Genomic DNA, 20,483 nt, shown 5'->3' with positions numbered 1-20,483 from the left:
GTCAGCCTTTCTCTCCGGCCTGCCGAGCCATACGTGGTGCCAGGCCAGTGATGTCGTAACCGGCGTTGCGGGCCTTGGTGAAGATTTCGTCGGCTGAGGTGTTTCGGGCCGAACTCAATGCCCAGAGCACGGTGCAACGGGTTCCGGAACGGCAGAATGCCAGTACGGGCTTTTCAGCGTCCCGGATCACTGGCGCGAACCGGCTTACATCGTCGTCGGTGATATTCCCGGACTCCACCGGCATGAACACCCAGGCCAGGCCGTGCTCGCGGGCTGTTGCTTCGATATCAGCCATGGAAGGTTGCCCGGGCTCCTCCTGATCAGGGCGATTGGCTACCAGGGTTTTGAACCCCAGCTTTGCGACCTCTGCCACGTCTTCAACGGAAATCTGCGGAGCTACCGAGATGTTGTCATCAATCTTTCTGATATCCATGGGGTTTCGCCTCCGGGATGGGTGGGGGATGAGCATATACCCATAGGCGATAATACCAAAAAAAAGCCCGGCAAAGGATGCCGGGCAGAGGCGTGCGAGTAGTATCCATGAAAGACTTCCAGACAAACCGGCATCAGTAGGGACACCGGTATAGGGAAGTATTGACTAAATCCTGAACACTTCAAGCGAGAGCCACTTTCGTTTGAAAACATTTTTTCATATCGGATAGGCCTTTATACTGCGCCCTTTGACTGAGCGGTTTTCAGGCCGACTGAAATCCCGCCCAAGCTGTAATACAATAGGCTTTCAAGAGAAATATCCGCACCCGAGGTTGTTACATGTCTGAACAAAACGACGATAAGCCGGAGAATGATGCGCAACTGGCCGCAAAAATCAAGGGTTCCGCGCGCCAGATCTGGTTGGCGGGGCTGGGTGCCTATACCAAGGCCGAGGAAGACACCGGTCGTTTCTTCGACCGACTGGTTCAGGAAGGCGAGCAACTGGAGAACAGAACCCGGGGTGTCGTTGAAAAACAGATCAAATCCGTTGAAGACCGGGTTGAAGGCGTTCGCGAGAGGGCGACGGGCACCTGGGACCGTCTTGAACACATGTTCGACGAGCGGGTATCGGGCGCCCTCAGAAGGCTCGGTATCCATCGTCGCGATGAAATTGACTCCCTGGCACGCCGGGTCGAAGCGCTTGAGGGGGAACTGGCACGGCTGCGTAAACAGGCTGAAGACGACGAGGAAGAATAACGCCAGCGATCACCAGGGCCGGTTGTCTTTAAAGGTGGTCTTTAAAGATAGTCCCGGCTCATCAGCCGGGCTTCTTCCCGGTCGGCTGGTGCCAGGTAGGGAAGTATCAGGTGCATCATCTGGTAAACGCCCCTGCCGGGGTCTACCGACTCCCGGTCGTCCAGATGGGAAAGCGTATCGAAAGCGCTCCAGTAACAAGCGGTTAGCGTTAGCTGCTCACACAGGGAATCAAGCTCTTCCTGATCGATTATCAGGGTGCCTTGCCGACGGAAGCTTTCGCAGATTGCCCTGAATGCCGACGTTTTTTTCTTCTGAATCCGCTTGAACCGCACCCGCAACTGGTCGTACCGGGACAGCACATTCACCAGATCCTGATAAAGAAACCGGTAACGCGCCACCGTCTCAAACAGCAGGTGCAGAAAGAACCCCTGCTGGTCCAGAGAGATGTCAGCGTCTTCGGGAACCGTCAACAGATCCAGCATGTCCAGTTCGTACTGATCGAACAGTTCCCCGACGATGTCACCCTTGCTCTTGAAGTGGTAGTACAGGTTGCCCGGGCTGATATCCAGTTCGTCGGAAATCAGCAAGGTTGTAACATTGGGCTCGCCAACGCTGTTAAACAGCGCCAGGCTGGTTTGCAGGATGCGGTCTCGGGTTTTGATTTTTTTCATATCGCGCCGGGCCAGCCCCTAGAGCTCGAAGCTCGCCCAGACCGGGCAATGGTCTGACGGCCGCTCCATGGCACGGATGTCGTAGCAAACCCCCGCTTGCCGGGCTTTCGGCAGCAGGCTGTCGTTGGCCATGATCAGGTCGATTCGCAGGCCCCGCCTGGGGTCGCGCTCAAATCCCTTGCTGCGGTAGTCAAACCAGCTGAAGGTGCCGGCCTCGTCCGGATGAAGGTGGCGGAATACATCGGTGTAACCCCGGGCTTCCACCTGGCCGAGCCATTCCCGTTCCTCCGGAAGGAAGGAACATTTGCCGGTGCGCAGCCAGCGTTTGGCGTTGTCCGCGCCGATACCAATGTCCTTGTCGGTTGGAGAGATGTTCATGTCACCCATGACCACCACATGGCCGCCGGCCTTCTTGAGCTCGTCCAGGTAGCGCATCAGGTCGGCGTAGAACTTTTCCTTGGCAGGAAACTTCACCGGGTGGTCACGGCTTTCGCCCTGGGGAAAATAGCCGTTAATCACCGTCAACTGCTCGCCGTTGACATTAAAATGTCCGGTAATCAGCCTGCGCTGGGAGTCCTCGCCGTCCCAGGGGTAGCCTTTGACTACCTCTTCCGGTTCCACCTTCGAGAGCAGGGCAACGCCGTAGTGGGTTTTCTGGCCGTGGAAATGCACGTGGTAGCCAAGCTCGCGGATTGCCTCGACGGGAAAGTCATGGTCCTGAACCTTGGTTTCCTGGAGGCCGATAAAATCGGGAGCAAGAGCGTTAATGACGGCTTCAAGCTGGTGCAGGCGGGTACGGATACTGTTGACGTTGAAAGACACGAACATCATTGCAAAAAACTCTCCGGCGTTGGTTCCCGCCGGAGTTTAACACACTGACTCCCGGGGTCTGCCCTGGCAGGGGCAACAGTTTCAGGGGGTCAGTTCACAATCCGGGTAGGTGTCTACGGAATAGCGAATGTGGGCGGTATAATTTTTGTCCTGATTTTTCCGGATATTGGTCAGGCCAAGATAGTCGGAGAGGGCACCGGAGTCGCTGTATCCGAGTACAATGGGGTTCACCAGAAACCTCAGCACCATGCTCGTGGGGCGTATCTGGACCACATGGTCGGCATCAACCCTGTCATTCTCCGCCGATTCGAGCACAAAGCCATAGTGTTCGCCCCGGGTGGGCCCAAGGAAGCGGAACTCGACTGACTCGCCTGCCACCAGGCGCTGCCAGTTCCGGCGGACAAAGTTATCGAAACCGGCGTCGACAACGGTGTTGGGCGGATACGCCACCTCGAAGCGTTCCGAATCGCCGCGGGGCGTCTGCCAGTCAATCACCAGTATTTCCGGCTCGGGGTAGGTGACCACCATTTTTTCATCGAACGTCGGCTGAACAAAGTCTACGGTCGGGCGAAACACTGAGGCGTCGTATTCAAGCGCCTTGCCGGCAAATGACTCCGCTGCGTCCGGTTTGTGATAGGCCACTTCATGCTGTTGGGGCCGGAACACGCCACCCTCACAAGTGCCGTCAACCGAGTGGCGTTCCTCGTAGATCACGTCGCCATCCTCAGTGCTCGCAGTTCCGGTAAAGCGGAAATCCTGGGCCATGGCAGGCAGGGGTGCTGCCATCAGGGCAAGACAAACAGTGCAGAAAGGGGGTTTCATCGCACCAGCTCCGGATAAAGCGTTCTGCGGGCATACAACAGCAGTGGGAATACAACCAGCCAGCCAAAACCAAGGGCAATCAGTGATGGCACCAGCTCCGGCAGTTCCACCGCACCAAGCTGGCTTGCGGACCAGTAGGCAAATGGGCCGGCGAAGGGCGCAAGCACGAAGGGCAGCCACGCTTTCTTGCTGATCCAGTCAAGTGAATGGCTCAGGGTCGTCATGAAAATAGCCCAGATGGCCACCAGCCAGGGTGGTGTCAGCATAACCTGGCCGGTACCGTCGTCCAGGATGCCGGTCCTGAACCAGATGCCATCAAGAACGGAGCCGACCACGGTTCCGAGGCCGATAAACTGCAGCTCGGTTAACCTGGTTTGACTAACCAGCACAAAATGCAGGACCAGAAACACAACCACAATACCGGCACCGATCAGGTTCGGATAAAACACGCAGGCAAACCAACCTACCTGAAACAGAAGGAAATTCAGTATGTTACGAGCTGTTTCCGAGGCAATCATACGCTCAGAATATTCTCGCGCTTGTTGCCGGGCTTGGCGAAGACCAGCTGGGCTACCCCGATGGCTCGCTCGCTGAAGCCCGCTTCACAATAGGCAAAGTAAAAGTGCCACAGCCGTCGGAATGCCTCGTTGTAGCCCATGGATTCCAGCTTGTCGCGCTGGGCCATGAAGCGCTCACACCAGTCTTGAAGCGTACGTACGTAGTGGAACCCGGTGTCTTCGGCATGGGTCAGCACCATTTTGCTTTCCTTGCGAACCGACTCCAGGATGGCCCCGAAGGAGGGAATAAAGCTGCCCGGGAAGATAAAACGCTGGATAAAGTCCACGTTCTTCAGGGCTCTCTGGTAACGCTGTTCCGGCATGTTGATGGCCTGCACAAGCGCCAGGCCATCCGGCTTGAGCAGGGCGTTGATCTGGGAGAAATAGCTGTCCAGGAATTGCGGGCCCACGGCTTCTACCATCTCGATGGAGACCAGCTTGTCGAATTGGCCTTCCAGATCACGGTAATCGTCAAACAGGAGGGTGATCCTGTCTTCCAGGGCTTCCTGTTGGACCCGTTCTTTAGCCAGCTCCAGCTGCTCCCTGGAAATGGTCGTAGTAGTCACATGGCATCCGTAGTGTTTAGCCGCATGAATCGCAAAGCCGCCCCAGCCGGTGCCGATTTCAATCACCTGGTCACCGGGCGTGAGATCCAGCTTCCGGCAGATGGTGTCCAGCTTGTGGACTGCGGCTTCTTCGAGCGTGGAACCGGCACTCGGGTAGATCGCCGAGGAATACATCATGGTCGGATCGAGGAAAGTCTCGAACAGATCATTGCCCAGATCGTAGTGGGCACTGATGTTCTTCCGGGAGCCTTCCCTGGTGTTCCGGTTCAGCCAGTGCAGGCCCTTCAGCGCGGGCTTGGTGACCCAGCTGAACCGGTCCTCGAATTCGTTCATCCGGTCGACGTTACGGGTGAAGAACCGAAGCAGGGCAACCAGATCGGGCGTCGACCAGTCACCGGCCACATAGGCTTCGGCGGCGCCGACGCTACCGCCGGTCAGCAGGTCCCGCCAGGTGCTGTGATCATGGACAATCAGTTCTGCAGGCTCGTATTGGCTATTGCCGTCTCCGAAAATCAGGTCTTCAAACCCGGATTCCCTTACCGTCAGCTGGCCTTCGCCCAGTAACCGGAGCTGCTGAATCACCAGGGTCCTCGCAAACCGGCTGAGAGCCGGCAGGCTGCCAGAGCCGGATGAGGTGTTTTCAACCGAAGCATTCAGGTTCTCCATGAGCTTACCCTTCCACGAGTCTTGTCATTGTTTTCCGCACGGGTGACGTCCAGCCCGGAATCATCATGTCCACGGCGGCAGGCACTGTCGTCTTCGGAAAGTTTGTCCGGGTGAGTGTAGAACGGCGCCCCCTTGAGCTTGAGGCGCAGGGCATGCCAGTAAATACCTGCCACAACCTTGAAAGCCTCAAGCGGAAACTTTCGAAGACTCCTGTGCATATCTTTACGAGTAAGGGGGGTGCGTTGGACTACCAGGGTGGCATCAAAATGTTTGCGGCCTTCTTCCATAACATTCATGTGGATCCTCAGCTCCGGCCCCCGGAAACTGAATGTCCACTCGTAATGCTGGTTCATCCCGTTGAACGGGGACACATGAAAGCGCTTGCTGAACCCAAAGTGTTCGGTGCGCCAGCCGGCCTGGTTGGGTTCCGCTCCCGTGGTTTCCAGGCAGTAGGCATGGCGATCATGCCACGGCGTGTTGGTAATCTGGGCCACGATGACCTTGGGAACCGCGCCTTCAGCGGGGCAATCTCCAGGCCGGTAGCAGAAATAGAAACTGACCGGGTTGAACACATAGCCGAAGTAGCGGGGATGGGTGATCAGCTCTACTTCTCCGTCCGGACGCCATCCGGTGGCTTCTTCTGCGTGATCACGGACAGCAACCGACAGGTCTTCTGTGTCCGGACGAAAGTAATCCCTGCGCTTCAAGGACATCCAGTTAAAGCGCTCCAGCGAGAAAAGCGGGCTGACCCTGGCAACCGTGCCCCACTCATCGGTATCCAGGGCCAGCATGCCGGTGCTGTAGCTGAATTCGTGTTGCACCGGGTACTTCCGCCTGTGCCGGACAGTACCCTCCAGCCACTGACTGTTCATGGTCAAAGCTCCACCCCGAAAGCCCGGGTTACCCGCAGTGCGCTGCGCACACCGTCCTCGTGGAAGCCGTTAAACCAGTAGGCTCCGCAGAAGTGAGTGCGGTTCCGGTTACCGATCTCGTCATATCGCTCCTGGGCGGCCACCGCATCCAGTGTGAACACAGGATGGGCGTACCCGAAGCGTTTGATTACCTTATCCGGGGCGATATCGTGGCTTCGATTCAAGGTTACGCAGAAGGTTTCCGGCGCATCGTGGAAATTCTGCAGAATGTTCATGTTGTAGGTGACCGACACGGGCTCAGTGCTGTGGGCAGGAATGAAATAGTTCCAGGCCGCCCAGGCGCGCCGGTTGTCTGGCAGTACGCTAGTGTCGGTGTGAAGCACAACATCGTTATTCTGATACCCCATGGCTCCGAGGATATCCAGTTCCTTGTCTGTCGGGTCTGCAATCATGGCGAGGGCCTGATCGCTGTGACAGCCAAAAATCACCTGATCGAAGTGATGTTCCTGGCCCCTCACAGAAACCGTTACGCCATCTTCATCCCTTACCACCTTTTTCACCGGACTGCTCAGGTGTGTGGCATCGCCAAGGCGTTCCATCATCCTGGTCACGTACTGGGCGGAACCGCCGGAGATCACCCGCCATATCGGGCGGTTCTCCACCGACAACATGCCGTGATTGTTGAAAAACTGCAGGAAGAAGCGGATCGGGAACTGTTCCAGAACAATCTCCGGCGCCGACCAGATGGCCGCCCCCATCGGCACGATGTAGTAATTCCTGAAATAACGGGAATAGCCATTGCGTTTCAGGTACTGGCCCAAGGTTTCCTCGTTGTTGATATTACCGGCCTCAAGGTCCGCCCGGGTTTCCTTGTTGAAACGCAGAATCTCGCGCACCATTTTCAGGAACGGCAGATTGAACAGGTTCCGGCGTTGGGCAAACAGGGTATTGAGGCGGGTGCCGTTGTACTGTAGCCCGGTGCTGCTGCAATCCACACTGAAGCTCATGTCGCTGACTTCCGACGGCACGCCAAGCCGATCCATCAGTTTGATGAAATTGGGGTAGGTCCAGTCGTTGAACACGATAAACCCCGTGTTTACCGGCCAGGTTCTGCCACCGGCTTCGACCTGTTCGGTGTTGGTGTGACCACCGGCGTAATCCCCCGCCTCAAAAACCTGAACTTCGTGTTTCTCGGCCAAAAGCCAGGCAGCCGTGAGGCCGGATACGCCGGCCCCAATGACAGCAATTCGCTGACGTTCACTACTCATCCAGTGTTTTCCTGTTCGGTGTTGCTTTTACGGGCCATGGAGGCCGACATCCGGTCAATCAATGGCCGGGGAAGTGCGCCCAGTGCCTTCAGCATCCAGGTGAACCGCTTTGGGAAGGCAATTTCGTTCTGTCCACGGGCCAGACCACTGACAATCCGTTCCGCCGCATCCTCTGCCGTGACCAGAAAGGGCATGGGAAAATCGTTGCGGTCGGTCAGCGGGGTCTTCACAAAGCCCGGTGATACCACTACGACATCAATACCTTCGGCGGCGAGATCCGCCCTGAGGGCATGGCCAAAGTAAGTCAGGGCAGCCTTGGACGCGCCGTAACCTTCTGCCCGGCCGAAGGGAAACCAACAGGCCGAGGAGCTGACAATGACCAGGGTTGCCGGCTGCCCTTTTGCCCGACTGCGACGCAACGCGGGCAGGGCGATATCCAGGCAGCGGGCCGTGCCAATCACGTTGGTGTGAATGTTCTTCTCGATCACATCACTGCGGTAATCAGCGATGTCCAGATATTCACAGGTGCCGGCGTTGAGAATCACCATGTTCAGGTCCCCGTGATTCTCCAGGGTGCTGGCAATGGCTTGCAGGTCCTGCTTGCTGGTGGTGTCTGCCGCGGCCGGGATAATGCTTTCGGGCGCTACAGAGGCAAGCTCCTCAAGCGCACCCTGGCGTCGGCCGGTAATGACCAGCCGGTGCCCCCCGCGTGCCAGAGCGCGGGTTACAGACTCGCCAATGCCCGAGCTGGCGCCCGTAATCCAGATATTTGAGGTTTCCTGAAGTCGATCTCTCATCCTGCCTGATCCCTGATCCAGCGAATGGCCCTGCCAATCACCGGCAGGTTTTCGTAGAGCATTTCCCCCGCGTCAAAGTAATCGCGGTGGTAGCACACCATACCGTCGCGGATTTCCAGGTGGCTGATCCCCTGCACCTGAACTTCACGGCCTTTGCGGAGGCGCTTGTGACGCAGGTGCATGACCCACGGAACCGCCGCACACTCATCCTGAACAACGGCTTTACCAAACTCGAAGCGGCAGGAGATGACATTGGCATAGGCCCCGGTAAAATAACGGGTAAGCTCATCCAGCCCCTGAACCCTGCTCAGTGGGTCCTGAAACCGGATATCCTCACTGTAGACCCGGGAAAGTTTATTGAGATTGCCCTTGTCGAGTTCGTTGAACAGCGCCCGGAAGCTGTCGAGCGTTGCCGGCACCGCCGGGTTACGCGCACCCACTTCGATTTTTGAAGCGGTTGTCATTGTCTCCTCCTCCTCACTTTATCCAGCTCGCGTGTTTCTTCCTGAATGTGTTTGGGAATCGGGTTTAGCTCCCAGATTATGCCCAACCTGGACATTAGCCAGAGCCCGTACCAGGTGATGTCAATTTCATACCAGCGGAACCCCTGGCGCACAGACTGGGGCCAACGGTGATGGTTGTTGTGCCAGCCTTCACCAAGGGTCAGCAGAGCCAGCCAGAAGTTGTTCCGACTGTCGTCCGATGTCTCAAACCGGCGCTTGCCCCAGACATGGGACAGTGAGTTGATCGAGACCGTGGCGTGGAACAACGCAACGGTGGAAACAAAGAATCCCCATACCAACAGCTGCAGACCATTGGTTCCCAGGCCTGGCGCCCAGGCGGCCAGGGCTTCACCAAGCGCGTAAATACCGACAGCGGCCAGGGCCGGTACCAGGGAATCGAACCGATTGATTAACTTAAGCTCGGGGAACTTCAGCCAGTCGCGGATGCGCCGTTCATCAGTCGCGAATCCTGCGTCACAGGTGAACCAGCCCATATGCGACCACCAGAAGCCACCATGATGGGGAGAGTGAAGATCCTGCGCCTTATCGGAATGTTGGTGGTGATGGCGGTGATGAGCAGCCCACCAGAGCGGACCGCGTTGAGCGGCGCTGGCACCCAGTACAGCGAACACAAACTGGGCTGGGCGGCTGGTTTTAAAGGTCTTGTGGGCAAAGTAGCGGTGGTAAAATCCGGTAATTGCGAACATTCGCACCAGGAAGAAGGCGGCCGCGAACCCAACGGCGAAGGCACTAACCCCAGTATAGAAGGCCAGCAAGCAGGCCATGTGAAGCGCTATGAACGGTATAACACGTAAGGCGCTGAATGACCGGGACGTGGTGTCGATGTGATCCGGGCCTGCCTCGGAATCGAACCACCTCAGAATGTTTGTAAGCCAATGTTGCACTCGGGTCATACCCTGATTGCCCTTTCTCATTAATAAAAGCATTGGTAACGGAACCTTGATCACACGATCAGCCCGCCGGTGGCTGAACCTCTTTCACGAGAGGTAGTACGATCTCACTACCGGAATTGGATGCACGATAAACCATGTTTAATTAAACCGTTGATTCGCCGGTTATGCGCCAGCAAGCCTGGTCGTGATGACAGTGGTCAGTAGTGGGTGCTCCACGCCAGCCCGGCCTGCACGCAAGGCTATTTGATACGCCCGCCGAAGACGTTGCCAGCGGGCTTCTGGGTGCTTTCCGCGAAGTGACGGGGTTGGTTACCGGGCCCAGAATGGCATTGTCACCCATCGCTGGCGTTATGGCCGCTCAGAGGGCGGCGAACAGCCAGGGCTTCTGTGGTTCCCGGATTGCGGGCTCGGGCTTGCGGGCGACTGGCTCAGCGGTGGCCGGGTGGAGGGCGCGTTCGAAAGCGCATGTGGACCGACCGCCGGAATGACTGCGGTGCCTACTGCTCAGTGAAAGCATCCTGGCGGCCGGTGGTCACATCCGGGCGGGTGTAAAAGTGGGTGATGGTACCGTCGCTGAATTTACTGAAGAAGGCGCTGACATCGGTGATCTTCTTCAGCGACCGGTTGCGGTGAATGGGCTCGCGCACCAGAACCTTGATGCCGTTGAAGTTGTCCTGGATGTTGGAAAACCGCGCCCGCATTGAACAGGTCACCACCTGAGCTGGATTAAGGGCAAGTTCCCCGGCCAGCCATGTGCTGTGTCTCTCAATACCTTCGGCCGTGAGGTCTTCGCGGGTGTCCAGGTGGTTCAGCTTTACCCGGTTCACAATGCAGAAGGAGAAACTCTTCGGGTGTTTGCGGGCCACTTTCCGGAATGCCTCCCAGAAGAAGTTGTCGGTGAGTTCCGAAAAGTAGGCCATGTCGCTTAAACAGGTATCCACCCACTGGAAATTCTCCGGATCATCCAGCACCTCGTTAATGGCCTCTCGCAACAGCCAGTCAAAGCCCAGAGCCGTTTTGTGGGCGTACACCTTCCGGTACATCTGGTGGCGGCTGTAAACGAAGTCTTCCAGTGCACCCAGCCCCTTCTGGGTGATGGCAAGCCCGAGCCAGGGTTCCGACACATCCCAACCAAAACGCAGGTTGCTGAGAAGATGGTCCAGATTGAATCCACCGATGGTGACCGATGAGTGAAAGCCGTCACGCAGCATATAGTCGGCCCGGTCGGCATCAATCTCACCGGATACAATCGACGAAAGAAGGTCCATCACCAGCCCTGGAATGTTGTCGCTCAGCGGCGAGCCGGCGGCGGCATCTTCACCCGCGATAAAGGCCCAGAAGGTTCGGGCATGGCGGCAGAAGGTTTCGCTGGGTTTTACCTCTGTGGTCTCCATGATGCCGATGACGTCCCGGGCGTGAAGGCCGGCACCTTCCAGGCCCACCGCCATCAGTACGTCGTGGCCGACACGCACGGAGTAATGTTCGTGCTCCAGTTCCCGGGGTTCTTCCGGGTGATAAGCGGAGTAGTCCAGGCCCCGCCAGAGGTCCCTGAAGCGACCAGGCCGCGACATCAGTTCCCGGATGCGCCGGGCCTGGGTGAACTGATGGGAAAAGCTGGAATGTCCGCTGTCATGCAGCAGGCAGCCCAGCCGGATGGTTTTTGCCAGGTAGTCGATGGCATCCAGCTGGCTCAGGCTCAGATCGGTCTGATCGCTGAGCTGGCGTTCCCGCAGATAGGCGTCGATCATCGAGCGGAACATGCGGGTGCCCACATGCATGACACCAATACTGTGCAGGAATCGGGAGTGGGTGGCGCCGGGGAATACCAGGCTCAGGATGTCGTTCTGGCAGATGTTCCGCAGCCGCTGGAACAGCGGATGGTCAATCACCTGGATCTCGTGCCGGTAAAGTGGAATACCACCGTGAACCGGGTCCATGATCAGCTTGTCATAGGCTCCGAGAAGATCATTAACGGCACGTCGCATCAGATGGAGTCTCCCAATTTCATGAAACTGGCCTTGTTATATCACAGGGGCGTGCCAGAATAGGCTTAATCAAGCCAATTTATCGTTTATCGCTGGTAGTTTAGGGCAGTCACCATGACCTCGCGCACCGAGCGCATACTTATAATAGACGCCGATGAAAAAGCCCGTACGGATCTCGCCCGGTACCTTGAAGCGAGGGGTTTCTACGTGACTGGCTACCCGGATCTCGCCAGCGCAAAGGCACTGTTTGACGATAACATTCCCGACATCATCTTTGCAGATCTGTCTCCAGAGGTCATTCGGGACCTGGCCAACCGGCTTGAAGAAGCAGAGACCTTCACGCCGATCGTGGTCTGCTCGTCCAGTGGTTCCAGTGCCGATGTGGTCGGCGCCTTGCGGGCAGGCGCGGCGGATTTCGTCCTGAAGCCCTGCAACGACGACAAGGGCGCTCTGGATGATGTCATAGGAAAGCTGTTTGACCGGGTTCGGGTCAACCGACTGAACCAGCTTTACCGGCAGGAACTGGAAGAGGCCAACCGGGATCTGCGGGACGGCATTGCAGAGCTGCGGGCGGATCAGCGCGCAGGCCGCAAGGTCCAGTTGCGGATGCTGCCAGAGCGTGAGCAGGTGATGAGTAGCCTGCGCATAGACCACCTGATCAAACCATCGCTGTATCTGAGCGGCGATTTTCTGGATTACTTCCGGATTTCCGACGACAAGGTTCTGGTCTACATTGCCGATGTGTCCGGCCACGGAGCCAGTTCCGCGTTCGTTACCGTGTTGCTGAAGAACCTTACAAACCGGCTGCAACGCAACCTCCGCCGCGGATCGAGTGACGACATACTCTACCCGGACCGGTTCCTTCAACGTATCAACTCGGAACTGCTGGATACCGGGCTCGGCAAACACGTAACCGTCTTCGTTGGCATCATTTCCGTCAGTGAACGCAAGCTACAGTATGCGGTTGGCGCGCATTTCCCGATGCCGATCCTGTCATTTGAAGGCGGCGAAACCGCTTTCCTGGAGGGAAGCGGGCTACCGGTGGGACTTTTCGAAACGCCGGAATGGGAAGTTTACGAGGTGCCACTGGACAAACCGTTCCACCTAACCCTGTTTTCAGATGGAATTCTGGAAGTAATCCGGGAAAAAAGTCTTGATGAAAAGGAACAGACACTACTTGAACTCGTATCCGGAGGTCGTCACACTATCGCAGCTCTTAGCGAAGCTCTGAATCTCGAGGAGATCACAGAGTTGCCGGACGATATCGCTATTGTGTCGGTTACTGATACTATGGATGGGTCAGATAACACCTCGTCAAAATAGTGGCAGTGTGAAACATGGCTGGTTACAAGATCCTGCAAGCTGAAAAACAGGGTATTTACGTCCTGAAGTTTATCGGTGAAATCCGGCTGAACCTGTGTTCGACGCTGGACAATCTGGTTGAGTCCATCACTCAGGACCCCCAGTTCAGGACCGTGGTGATCGATCTCACCGAAACCGAGATCATCGACAGCACCACGCTCGGCTTTCTGGCCAAAATTGCCATGGCCGCCCAGAAACAGAGCCATTTCCTGCCCACGCTGGTTTCCACCAATCCTGACATTACCCGCATTGTCACATCGATGGGATTCGACAAGATCTTTATCATTGTCCGTGAACCCGCGTCCCGTATTGAAGAACTTGAAGAAATTCCTGTTCTCAGGGCCAGCGAACAGCAGGTTCGGGACAAGGTTCTCGATGCCCACAAGGTTCTGATGGGTCTGAACAAACGCAACAGGGAAGAGTTCAGGAATCTGGTGCGCGCCCTGGAGTGTGAAGAGCCCGGTTAACGCCACTCGCCTGCTGCGCCTGGCGACACCGGTTTCACACCCGACCTAAAAAACGGAAGAACTATGTCTGAAAAAACGACGCCTCAAAACAACGAGGCAACAGGGCCGGTGCATGACGTGGCGGTTCTCGGCGGCGGCAGTTTTGGCACCGCTATGGCTAAAGTGCTTGGAGAGAACGGCCACCGCGTTCACTTCTGGATGCGTGCTGGGGCCCAGGCCAGGGAAATCCGCACCACCGGCATCAACAGCCGGTATATGCCGGGCATCGAACTGACCGGCGATATTCAGCCCACCACGAACCTTGCCGACGCCGTCAGCAAGGCAGAAATCGTGCTGGTTGCCATACCCAGCAAGGCTTTTCGTGCCGTTATCCGGGAGAACTGCGATAAATTCCGCGACGACCAGATTGTCGTCAGCCTGACCAAGGGCATCGAGGAGTATGGCTTCAAGCTGATGAGTGAGATTCTCCAGGAGGAGATTCCGCGCTGCCGTATCGGCGTGCTCAGCGGGCCGAACCTGGCTGCCGAAATCGTTGGCCGGGACCTCACCGCCACCGTCATTGCCGCCAAGGACCCGGATGTACGCCGGGCTGTTCAGGACCTGCTGGGCTGCGAGTATTTTCGCGTTTACGCCAACGTGGATGTCTATGGTGTGGAACTCGCCGGCGCCCTGAAGAACATCTACGCCATTGTTGCGGGTCTCGCTTCCGCTCTGGAGATGGGTGAGAATGCCAAAGCCATGTTGATCACCCGGGGCCTTGCTGAAATGAGCCGGTTCGCGGTAAGCCTTGGCGCCAACCCTATGACCTTCATGGGCCTGGCCGGCGTTGGTGACCTGATCGTGACCTGCACGTCCCCCAAAAGCCGGAACTTCCGGGTGGGCTACGCCGTGGGGCAGGGCCAGAAGCTGGACGACGCCGTGGCGGAACTGGGGCAGGTGGCCGAGGGTATCTATACCCTGAAACTGGTAAAAGAAAAGGCTGAAGCCATTGGTATTTACATGCCGCTGGTGCGTGGCCTTTATGAGATTCTGTATGGTTCCGCATCCATCAAGGCAGTCATTAACAGCCTGATGATGTCGGTCCAGAATTCCGACGTGGAATTCATACTACCCCGCACCATCACCCAGTAGCCGGCCATTTAGTGGAGGTTGCCTTTGCAATTGCTTATCATGCGCCACGGTGAAGCCGGCTGGCACACCCTGGATCAAGAGCGGGAACTGACCGAATCCGGCAGGCTGGGAGTGGCAGAAGTGGCGTCCGGGATAGCCGAATCCCCCTGGCGCCCGAAACTCATCTGGAGCAGCCCCTTGTTAAGAGCCCGGCAAACCGCCGCGATTGTCTCCGAGATCCTCAATTGCCCGGTGGAAGAGAAAATGTTCATTACCCCGGACGACGACCCCGGGGAATGCCTTGATGCGCTGATTGAGCAGCATCAATCACCACTGATGATTGTTTCCCACATGCCCCTGGTTGGCAGCCTCGCCACACTGCTGGTGGATGCCCATCGCCGGGGCATACCCTTCATGACCTCCCAGGCGGTTATGCTCGACATGCCTGTGGTGGGGCCCGGCTGCGCAGACTTGAAAGCACAGTTTCTGCCCTGATAGTCCGAATACCCGCTAACGGAATCCAGGCGAATCGAGTCAGGCTATGCTTCGGGCGGAATGGATGCGCGGGTTGTAATTCACTGAACCGGGAGCCCCCATTATGCATACGAATCCGGAAACTCTTGCGCACCAGGTAGGGGAAACCGTGAAAAATCCCGGAAATCCGCCCCTTGATCAGTGGCGCCCCGAGCTGTCGGGCGACATGGATCTGCGAATCAGCCGCAATGGTCAGTGGATCTTCAGGGGTGAGCCACTGGCCCGCGAGGCCATCGTGCGGCTGTTCTCCACTATCCTGCGCCGGGAAGAAGATGGCGAATATTACCTGGTCACGCCGGTCGAGAAATGGCGGATTCAGGTGGAGGACACGCCGCTGCTCGCACATTCCCTGCAGGTCACCGGTGAGGGTGACTGCCAGGTGATTTCCCTGACCACCAATGTCGGCGAATCCCTGGAAATCGGGCAGCAGCATCCGCTGGCGGTTGGCACCTATCCCTGCTCGGAGGAGCCAAGACCGGTTGTGGCGGTGCGGCATGGCGTGGAGGCCCGGTTGGTGACCGCCGCCTACTACGACCTGGTGGCACATGTGGTCGAGCAAAACGAAGACGGCCACCCGGCTCTGGGCGTGTTTAGTCACGGAATTTTCTACAAAATCGGGCAGGGTGGTTGAAAACCCTTACCAAGCCCCAAGAATTGGCGGTGGAAAATGCACTTTGTCACTTGTTAAACTGTGTTTTCGTACTTGTTACGAGCCTGGTTCTCTAACGAGGCCCGGTGGTCGTTAGTCCCTCTGTGCAGTCTGGCTGTTCAAGATCACTTTCGATTGCCTAAATCAATTAAACAGTCATTGCGACACGCAAGGAGATCACATGGCCCAACCTCGTGTTGTCACCATCCATTACACGCTCACCAACGATCAGGGAGAGGAACTTGACTCCTCCCGTGTAGAAGGTCGCGAGCCGCTGTCTTATCTGGAAGGTGCACAGAACATTATCGGTGGACTGGAAAGTGCATTGAACGAAAAGAATGCAGGCGATCAGGTCAAGGTTGCTGTAGAACCTGCCGAAGGCTACGGCGAAGTTAACGAAGAGCTGGTTCAGCCTGTTCCGCGTTCTGCATTTGAAGGTGTCGATACCATCGAGCCGGGCATGCAGTTCCAGGCGCAGACCCCGGGCGGCCCCCAGGTTGTTCGCGTGGTTGAAGTCAGCGACGAGACCGTTACCATCGATGCCAACCATCCGCTCGCCGGACAGACTCTTCACTTCGACGTAGAAGTGGTAGAAGCCCGCGAAGCGACCGACGAAGAGCAAGAGCACGGTCACGTTCACTAAGCTTTTCCGAAGCGCTAGCGAAAAAGGGGTCAGATGAAAAGTTCATCTGACCCCGAGTTCACCGGCTATCCGGCAGATCGAAAAAAGGGGTCAGATGAAAGGTTCATCTGACCCCAGGCTCACATGTTCGGATAGTTCGGGCCTCCGCCCCCTTCCGGCGTCACCCAGGTAATATTCTGGGCCGGGTCCTTGATGTCACAGGTCTTGCAGTGAACGCAGTTCTGGGCGTTGATCTGAAAACGCTTGCCGCTGCCGTCGTCTTTCTCAACCACTTCGTACACACCCGCCGGGCAGTAGCGCTGCGCGGGCTCGTCGTATTTCGGCAGGTTGTCCCGGATTGGAAGCTCCGGATCAGTCAGCTTCAGGTGTACCGGCTGATCTTCCTCATGGTTGGTGTTGGAGATAAACACCGAGGACAGGCGGTCGAAAGTCAGTTTGTTATCCGGCTTGGGATAGCTGATTTTCTTGCACTCAGAGGCCAGCTTCAGGGTGGCATAATCCGGCGTGGTGTCGTGCAAGGTGAACGGTAGGCTTCTGCGCAGAATGTTTTGCTCGAAGAAGGCGACCGCGCCGCCAATCACGTTACCGAACTTGTGCATGGCTGGGCCAAAGTTACGCTCATCATACAGCTCTTTGTATAGCCAACTGTCCTTGAAGCGATCCTCAAAGCTGGTAATTTCCTCACCGCTCTTGCCATCCTTGATCGCCTCAAACACAGCCTCGGCGCCCAGGAGGCCGGATTTCATGGCCGTATGGGAACCCTTGATCTTGGAAAAGTTCAGGGTGCCCGCGTCACAGCCCAGCAGCAGGCCACCGGGGAAACTCATTTTCGGCAGGGAGTTGAAGCCACCCTTGGTAATAGCTCGGGCACCGTAGGCGACGCGCTTGCCGCCTTCCAGATATTTTTTCACTTCCGGGTGCAGCTTCAGGCGCTGAAATTCTTCAAACGGGCTCAGGTGTGGGTTGCTGTAGGAAAGGTCAGTGATCAGTCCCACATAAACCTGCCCGTTTTCCAGGTGGTACAGGAAAGAACCGCCGGTGGAACCGGTTTCGTTCAGCGGCCAGCCGGTGGTATGTACAACCAGCCCCGGCTCGTGTTTGGCCGGATCGATGTCCCACAGCTCTTTGATGCCAATTCCGTAGTGCTGCGGATCCTTGCCTTCATCCAGTTTGAAGTCATTGATCAGGCGCTTGCCCAGGTGACCACGGCAGCCCTCAGTAAACAGGGTGTACTTGGCGCGCAGTTCCATGCCTGGCATGTAGCCGTCTTTCTCGGACCCGTCACGGGCAACGCCCATGTCGCCGGTGATGATGCCTTTAACCTGGCCGTCCTCAACAATGGTTTCGGAAGCGGCAAAGCCCGGATAAACCTCAACACCCAGGCCTTCAGCCTGCTCCGCGAGCCAGCGGCAAAAGTTGCCCAGGCTGATAATATAGTTGCCATGGTTGTGCATGTTCCTGGGCACAAACGCATTAGGGATCTTGGTAGCGTTTTCCTGGTTCTTCAGCAGGAAAATGTCGTCACGGGTAACCGGCGTGTTGAGCGGGGCGCCTTTCTCTTTCCAGTCAGGGAAGAGCTCGTTGAGGGCAGTGGGCTCGAATACGGTGCCGGCCAGAATGTGAGCGCCGATCTCAGAACCTTTTTCTACCACGCATACGGTGAGTTCTTCGCCAGCTTCCTGTGCCAGTTGCATGACACGGCAAGCTGCCGACAGGCCCGCCGGGCCGCCGCCGACGATCAGAACATCAAATTCCATCGATTCGCGTTCCACGTTGGTCTCCTCAAACTTCTTTAATGGATATTATGTGCCCGCAGGCAGAATCTTTCTGGGTCGCCATCATACCGGTAAAACTGCCTATAGACGACTGGCACAAGTCAGCTAGACCGACTTGTTTACAGCAAAGAATACCGTATTTGATGAATCAAACAAACGTTTGTTTGAAATTTGGTCTGTCCTTTGGCATTGTAGGAGCACACTGAAATATCGTGTGTTTTGAGTCGAAACCAAGTATCGTCTCACGGCCATTTCCAGTCAATACCGGGAAACTGGCTGAAGCATCAGTCCTGGCGCGTCGTCTGAGGCTATTGATTCTGCTGAGCGTTGCCTCCATCATTAGTGCGCACGGAATTTCGGCAGGCTTCGTGTGAGGACTGCAAGTCATAAACCCATCGTAGAAGAACGAGGAATCTATGAAGGTTCTGGTCGCTGTAAAACGAGTAATCGACTACAACGTAAAGGTGCGCGTCAAGCCGGACAACACCGGTGTTGACCTCGCCAACGTCAAGATGGCAATGAACCCGTTCTGCGAAATCGCTGTAGAAGAAGCGGTTCGTCTGAAAGAGAAAGGTGTTGCCAGTGAAATTGTGGTGGTATCCATTGGCCCGAAAGCCTGCCAGGAGCAGATCCGTACTGCGCTGGCGTTGGGTGCGGACCGTGGTATCCACGTCGAAACGGACGAGGAGGTTCAGTCTCTCGAAGCGGCCAAGCTGCTGAAGGCTGTTGTTGAAAAGGAAGAGCCTAAGCTGGTCATCCTCGGCAAGCAGTCCATCGATTCCGATAATAACCAGACTGGCCAGATGCTGGCGGCGCTGACCGGTATGGGCCAGGGCACCTTCGCATCCGAAGTGGTTGTTGACGGCGACAAGGTTAACGTAACCCGTGAGGTAGACGGTGGTCTGGTGACCGTTTCCCTGGACCTGCCGGCGGTTGTCACCACGGATCTGCGTCTGAACGAGCCGCGTTACGCTTCCCTGCCGAACATCATGAAGGCCAAGAAGAAGCCGCTGGACAACATGAGCCCGGCCGATCTGGGTGTCGACATTACACCGCGCCTCTCCACCCTGAAGGTTGAAGCGCCTGCTTCCCGTCAGGCGGGTGTAAAAGTGGCCGACGTTGCCGAGCTGGTCGATAAACTGAAGAACGAAGCGAAGGTGATCTGAATGAGCATCCTTGTAATTGCTGAACATGACAACAGCAGCCTGAAACAGGCGACCCTGAATGTTGTAGCGGCTGCCAAGGCCATCGGCGGAGACATCGACGTACTGGTTGCCGGTGAGAACTGTGGTGCGGTTGCTGAAGCAGCCGCCAAGGCCGAAGGCGTTAACAAGGTACTGGTTGCTGATAACGCGGCTTATGGTCACTTCCTGGGCGAGAACCTGGGTGAGCTGGTTGCTGAAGTGGGCAAAGGCTACAGCCATATCCTGGCCGCTGCCGGCACCACGGGCAAAGACTTCATGCCGCGCGTTGCTGCGCTGCTGGATGTTGCCCAGATATCCGACATCATGCGCGTTGAGTCTGATGATACCTTCGTTCGCCCGATCTACGCGGGTAACGCCATCGCGACTGTGAAGTCCAGCGACAGCATCAAGGTCATCACCGTTCGCCCCACTGCGTTCGATCCTGTTGCAGCCGAAGGCGGCTCCGCTGCTGTTGAGCAGCTGGACGTGGTCAAGGATGCCGGCCTGTCTTCTTTCGTAAGCGAGCAGAAAGCCGAGTCTGACCGTCCGGATCTGGCCAGTGCAGGTATCGTTATCTCCGGTGGCCGCGGCATGCAGAACGGCGACAACTTCAGGATGCTGGAGCAGATTGCTGATCTGCTGGGCGCTGCCGTTGGCGCATCCCGTGCCGCTGTCGACGCCGGTTTCGTACCGAACGACATGCAGGTTGGCCAGACCGGTAAGATTGTGGCTCCGCAGCTTTATGTTGCCGTTGGTATCTCCGGGGCCATTCAGCACCTGGCCGGTATGTCTGATTCCAAGGTGATCGTTGCGATCAACAAGGATGAAGAAGCGCCAATCTTCCAGGTTGCCGATTACGGGCTGGTAGCGGACCTGTTCGAAGCAGTTCCGCAACTTGAGGAAGAGCTTAAGAAAGTTCTGTAACTTTCTGTTCAGATTTAGAAAAGGCACCTTTGGGTGCCTTTTCTATTATCGAGCAATCCTGTGCAAGAACGATGGACTCCAAGCCTCTGTTTTGCTACTGTCCTCCTGTATAAAGCCGACAGGGCACCCGCAGGAAGTGGGGCTCCTGGCTTTGCGAAACTAAATGGATTTAGTTTATCAAGGATGGAATCATGC

The 20,483-nt window shown here is 56.8% G+C and carries 22 protein-coding genes; 9 read left to right on the top strand and 13 right to left on the bottom strand.

Going from position 1 to position 20,483, the window contains the following annotated elements; all coding sequences use genetic code 11:
• Position 1 precedes the first annotated feature (1 nt).
• Positions 2–433, bottom strand: coding sequence for a TIGR01244 family sulfur transferase (locus QPL96_RS05635; RefSeq protein WP_303286178.1), 432 nt, complete (start codon positions 431–433; stop codon positions 2–4).
• A gap of 338 nt (positions 434–771) precedes the next feature.
• Here QPL96_RS05635 and QPL96_RS05630 point away from each other — a divergent pair, with 338 nt between their 5' ends.
• A complete protein-coding gene (locus QPL96_RS05630) occupies positions 772–1,188 on the top strand; it encodes a phasin family protein (RefSeq protein ID WP_303286177.1) in 417 nt (138 codons plus the stop codon).
• A 41-nt stretch (positions 1,189–1,229) separates the two neighbouring features.
• Here the strand turns inward: QPL96_RS05630 and QPL96_RS05625 are convergent, their stop codons facing one another.
• The 11 genes from QPL96_RS05625 to QPL96_RS05575 all read right to left on the bottom strand — a co-directional run bounded on the left by QPL96_RS05625 (position 1,230) and on the right by QPL96_RS05575 (position 11,640).
• The gene (locus tag QPL96_RS05625) at positions 1,230–1,859 is read right to left on the bottom strand and encodes a TetR/AcrR family transcriptional regulator (protein ID WP_303286176.1); all 630 of its coding nucleotides are present in this window, start codon (positions 1,857–1,859) and stop codon (positions 1,230–1,232) included.
• An 18-nt stretch (positions 1,860–1,877) separates the two neighbouring features.
• Positions 1,878–2,690, bottom strand: a complete 813-nt coding sequence (xthA, locus tag QPL96_RS05620; RefSeq protein WP_303286175.1) for an exodeoxyribonuclease III — start codon at positions 2,688–2,690, stop codon at positions 1,878–1,880.
• Positions 2,691–2,771: 81 nt separating this feature from the next.
• Positions 2,772–3,512 (bottom strand): hypothetical protein, encoded by a 741-nt coding sequence (locus QPL96_RS05615; protein ID WP_303286174.1) that lies wholly within the window; start codon positions 3,510–3,512, stop codon positions 2,772–2,774.
• Positions 3,509–4,030, bottom strand: a complete 522-nt coding sequence (locus QPL96_RS05610) for a DUF2878 domain-containing protein (RefSeq protein ID WP_303286172.1) — start codon at positions 4,028–4,030, stop codon at positions 3,509–3,511. The genes QPL96_RS05615 and QPL96_RS05610 overlap by 4 nt, the downstream gene beginning before the upstream one ends.
• Positions 4,027–5,301 (bottom strand): cyclopropane-fatty-acyl-phospholipid synthase family protein, encoded by a 1,275-nt coding sequence (locus QPL96_RS05605; RefSeq protein WP_303286170.1) that lies wholly within the window; start codon positions 5,299–5,301, stop codon positions 4,027–4,029. The genes QPL96_RS05610 and QPL96_RS05605 overlap by 4 nt, the downstream gene beginning before the upstream one ends.
• Positions 5,289–6,173, bottom strand: coding sequence for a DUF1365 domain-containing protein (locus QPL96_RS05600; protein ID WP_303286168.1), 885 nt, complete (start codon positions 6,171–6,173; stop codon positions 5,289–5,291). Before QPL96_RS05600 ends, QPL96_RS05605 begins: the two co-directional genes overlap by 13 nt.
• A gap of 2 nt (positions 6,174–6,175) precedes the next feature.
• A complete protein-coding gene (locus tag QPL96_RS05595) occupies positions 6,176–7,441 on the bottom strand; it encodes an NAD(P)/FAD-dependent oxidoreductase (RefSeq protein WP_303286166.1) in 1,266 nt (421 codons plus the stop codon).
• Positions 7,438–8,238 carry an SDR family oxidoreductase gene (locus QPL96_RS05590; RefSeq protein WP_303286164.1) on the bottom strand — a complete coding sequence of 267 codons (801 nt, stop codon included), beginning with the start codon at positions 8,236–8,238 and terminating at the stop codon, positions 7,438–7,440. Before QPL96_RS05590 ends, QPL96_RS05595 begins: the two co-directional genes overlap by 4 nt.
• Entirely contained in the window at positions 8,235–8,702 is a 468-nt protein-coding gene (locus tag QPL96_RS05585) for a nuclear transport factor 2 family protein (RefSeq protein ID WP_303286163.1), read from the bottom strand. The genes QPL96_RS05590 and QPL96_RS05585 overlap by 4 nt, the downstream gene beginning before the upstream one ends.
• Positions 8,699–9,655 carry an acyl-CoA desaturase gene (locus tag QPL96_RS05580; protein WP_339750477.1) on the bottom strand — a complete coding sequence of 319 codons (957 nt, stop codon included), beginning with the start codon at positions 9,653–9,655 and terminating at the stop codon, positions 8,699–8,701. The genes QPL96_RS05585 and QPL96_RS05580 overlap by 4 nt, the downstream gene beginning before the upstream one ends.
• 497 nt (positions 9,656–10,152) lie before the next feature.
• Positions 10,153–11,640: an HD domain-containing protein gene (locus tag QPL96_RS05575; RefSeq protein WP_303286160.1), complete on the bottom strand. Its 1,488-nt coding sequence runs from the start codon at positions 11,638–11,640 to the stop codon at positions 10,153–10,155.
• Positions 11,641–11,754: 114 nt separating this feature from the next.
• On the opposite strand from QPL96_RS05575, the gene QPL96_RS05570 reads away from it, so the two are divergent.
• From QPL96_RS05570 to QPL96_RS05545, 6 genes are all read left to right on the top strand, one after another.
• Complete coding sequence (locus QPL96_RS05570; protein ID WP_303286159.1) at positions 11,755–12,963, top strand: PP2C family protein-serine/threonine phosphatase; 1,209 nt, start codon at positions 11,755–11,757, stop codon at positions 12,961–12,963.
• 14 nt (positions 12,964–12,977) lie between these two features.
• Positions 12,978–13,469 (top strand): STAS domain-containing protein, encoded by a 492-nt coding sequence (locus QPL96_RS05565; protein WP_303286158.1) that lies wholly within the window; start codon positions 12,978–12,980, stop codon positions 13,467–13,469.
• 63 nt (positions 13,470–13,532) lie between these two features.
• A complete protein-coding gene (locus tag QPL96_RS05560; protein ID WP_303286157.1) occupies positions 13,533–14,600 on the top strand; it encodes an NAD(P)H-dependent glycerol-3-phosphate dehydrogenase in 1,068 nt (355 codons plus the stop codon).
• A gap of 24 nt (positions 14,601–14,624) precedes the next feature.
• Positions 14,625–15,074, top strand: a complete 450-nt coding sequence (locus tag QPL96_RS05555) for a histidine phosphatase family protein (protein WP_303286155.1) — start codon at positions 14,625–14,627, stop codon at positions 15,072–15,074.
• Positions 15,075–15,177: 103 nt separating this feature from the next.
• A complete protein-coding gene (locus tag QPL96_RS05550) occupies positions 15,178–15,744 on the top strand; it encodes a DUF1285 domain-containing protein (RefSeq protein WP_303286154.1) in 567 nt (188 codons plus the stop codon).
• 199 nt (positions 15,745–15,943) lie between these two features.
• The gene (locus tag QPL96_RS05545) at positions 15,944–16,405 is read left to right on the top strand and encodes a peptidylprolyl isomerase (RefSeq protein WP_303286153.1); all 462 of its coding nucleotides are present in this window, start codon (positions 15,944–15,946) and stop codon (positions 16,403–16,405) included.
• Positions 16,406–16,524: 119 nt separating this feature from the next.
• Here QPL96_RS05545 and QPL96_RS05540 read toward each other — a convergent pair whose 3' ends face one another.
• On the bottom strand, positions 16,525–18,177 hold the full coding sequence (locus tag QPL96_RS05540; RefSeq protein WP_303286152.1) for an electron transfer flavoprotein-ubiquinone oxidoreductase: 1,653 nt from the start codon (positions 18,175–18,177) through the stop codon (positions 16,525–16,527).
• A 419-nt stretch (positions 18,178–18,596) separates the two neighbouring features.
• On the opposite strand from QPL96_RS05540, the gene QPL96_RS05535 reads away from it, so the two are divergent.
• Positions 18,597–19,346: an electron transfer flavoprotein subunit beta/FixA family protein gene (locus tag QPL96_RS05535; protein WP_303286151.1), complete on the top strand. Its 750-nt coding sequence runs from the start codon at positions 18,597–18,599 to the stop codon at positions 19,344–19,346.
• Positions 19,347–20,288 carry an electron transfer flavoprotein subunit alpha/FixB family protein gene (locus QPL96_RS05530; RefSeq protein ID WP_303286150.1) on the top strand — a complete coding sequence of 314 codons (942 nt, stop codon included), beginning with the start codon at positions 19,347–19,349 and terminating at the stop codon, positions 20,286–20,288.
• The last annotated feature ends 195 nt before the right edge of the window (positions 20,289–20,483 follow it).

Origin of the sequence: Marinobacter sp. SS8-8 (assembly GCF_030540945.1) — a bacterium.
Classification (GTDB): Bacteria; Pseudomonadota; Gammaproteobacteria; order Pseudomonadales; family Oleiphilaceae; genus Marinobacter.
Note: the sequence above shows the minus strand (reverse complement) of the source record. Positions and strands in the feature narration are given on the sequence as shown.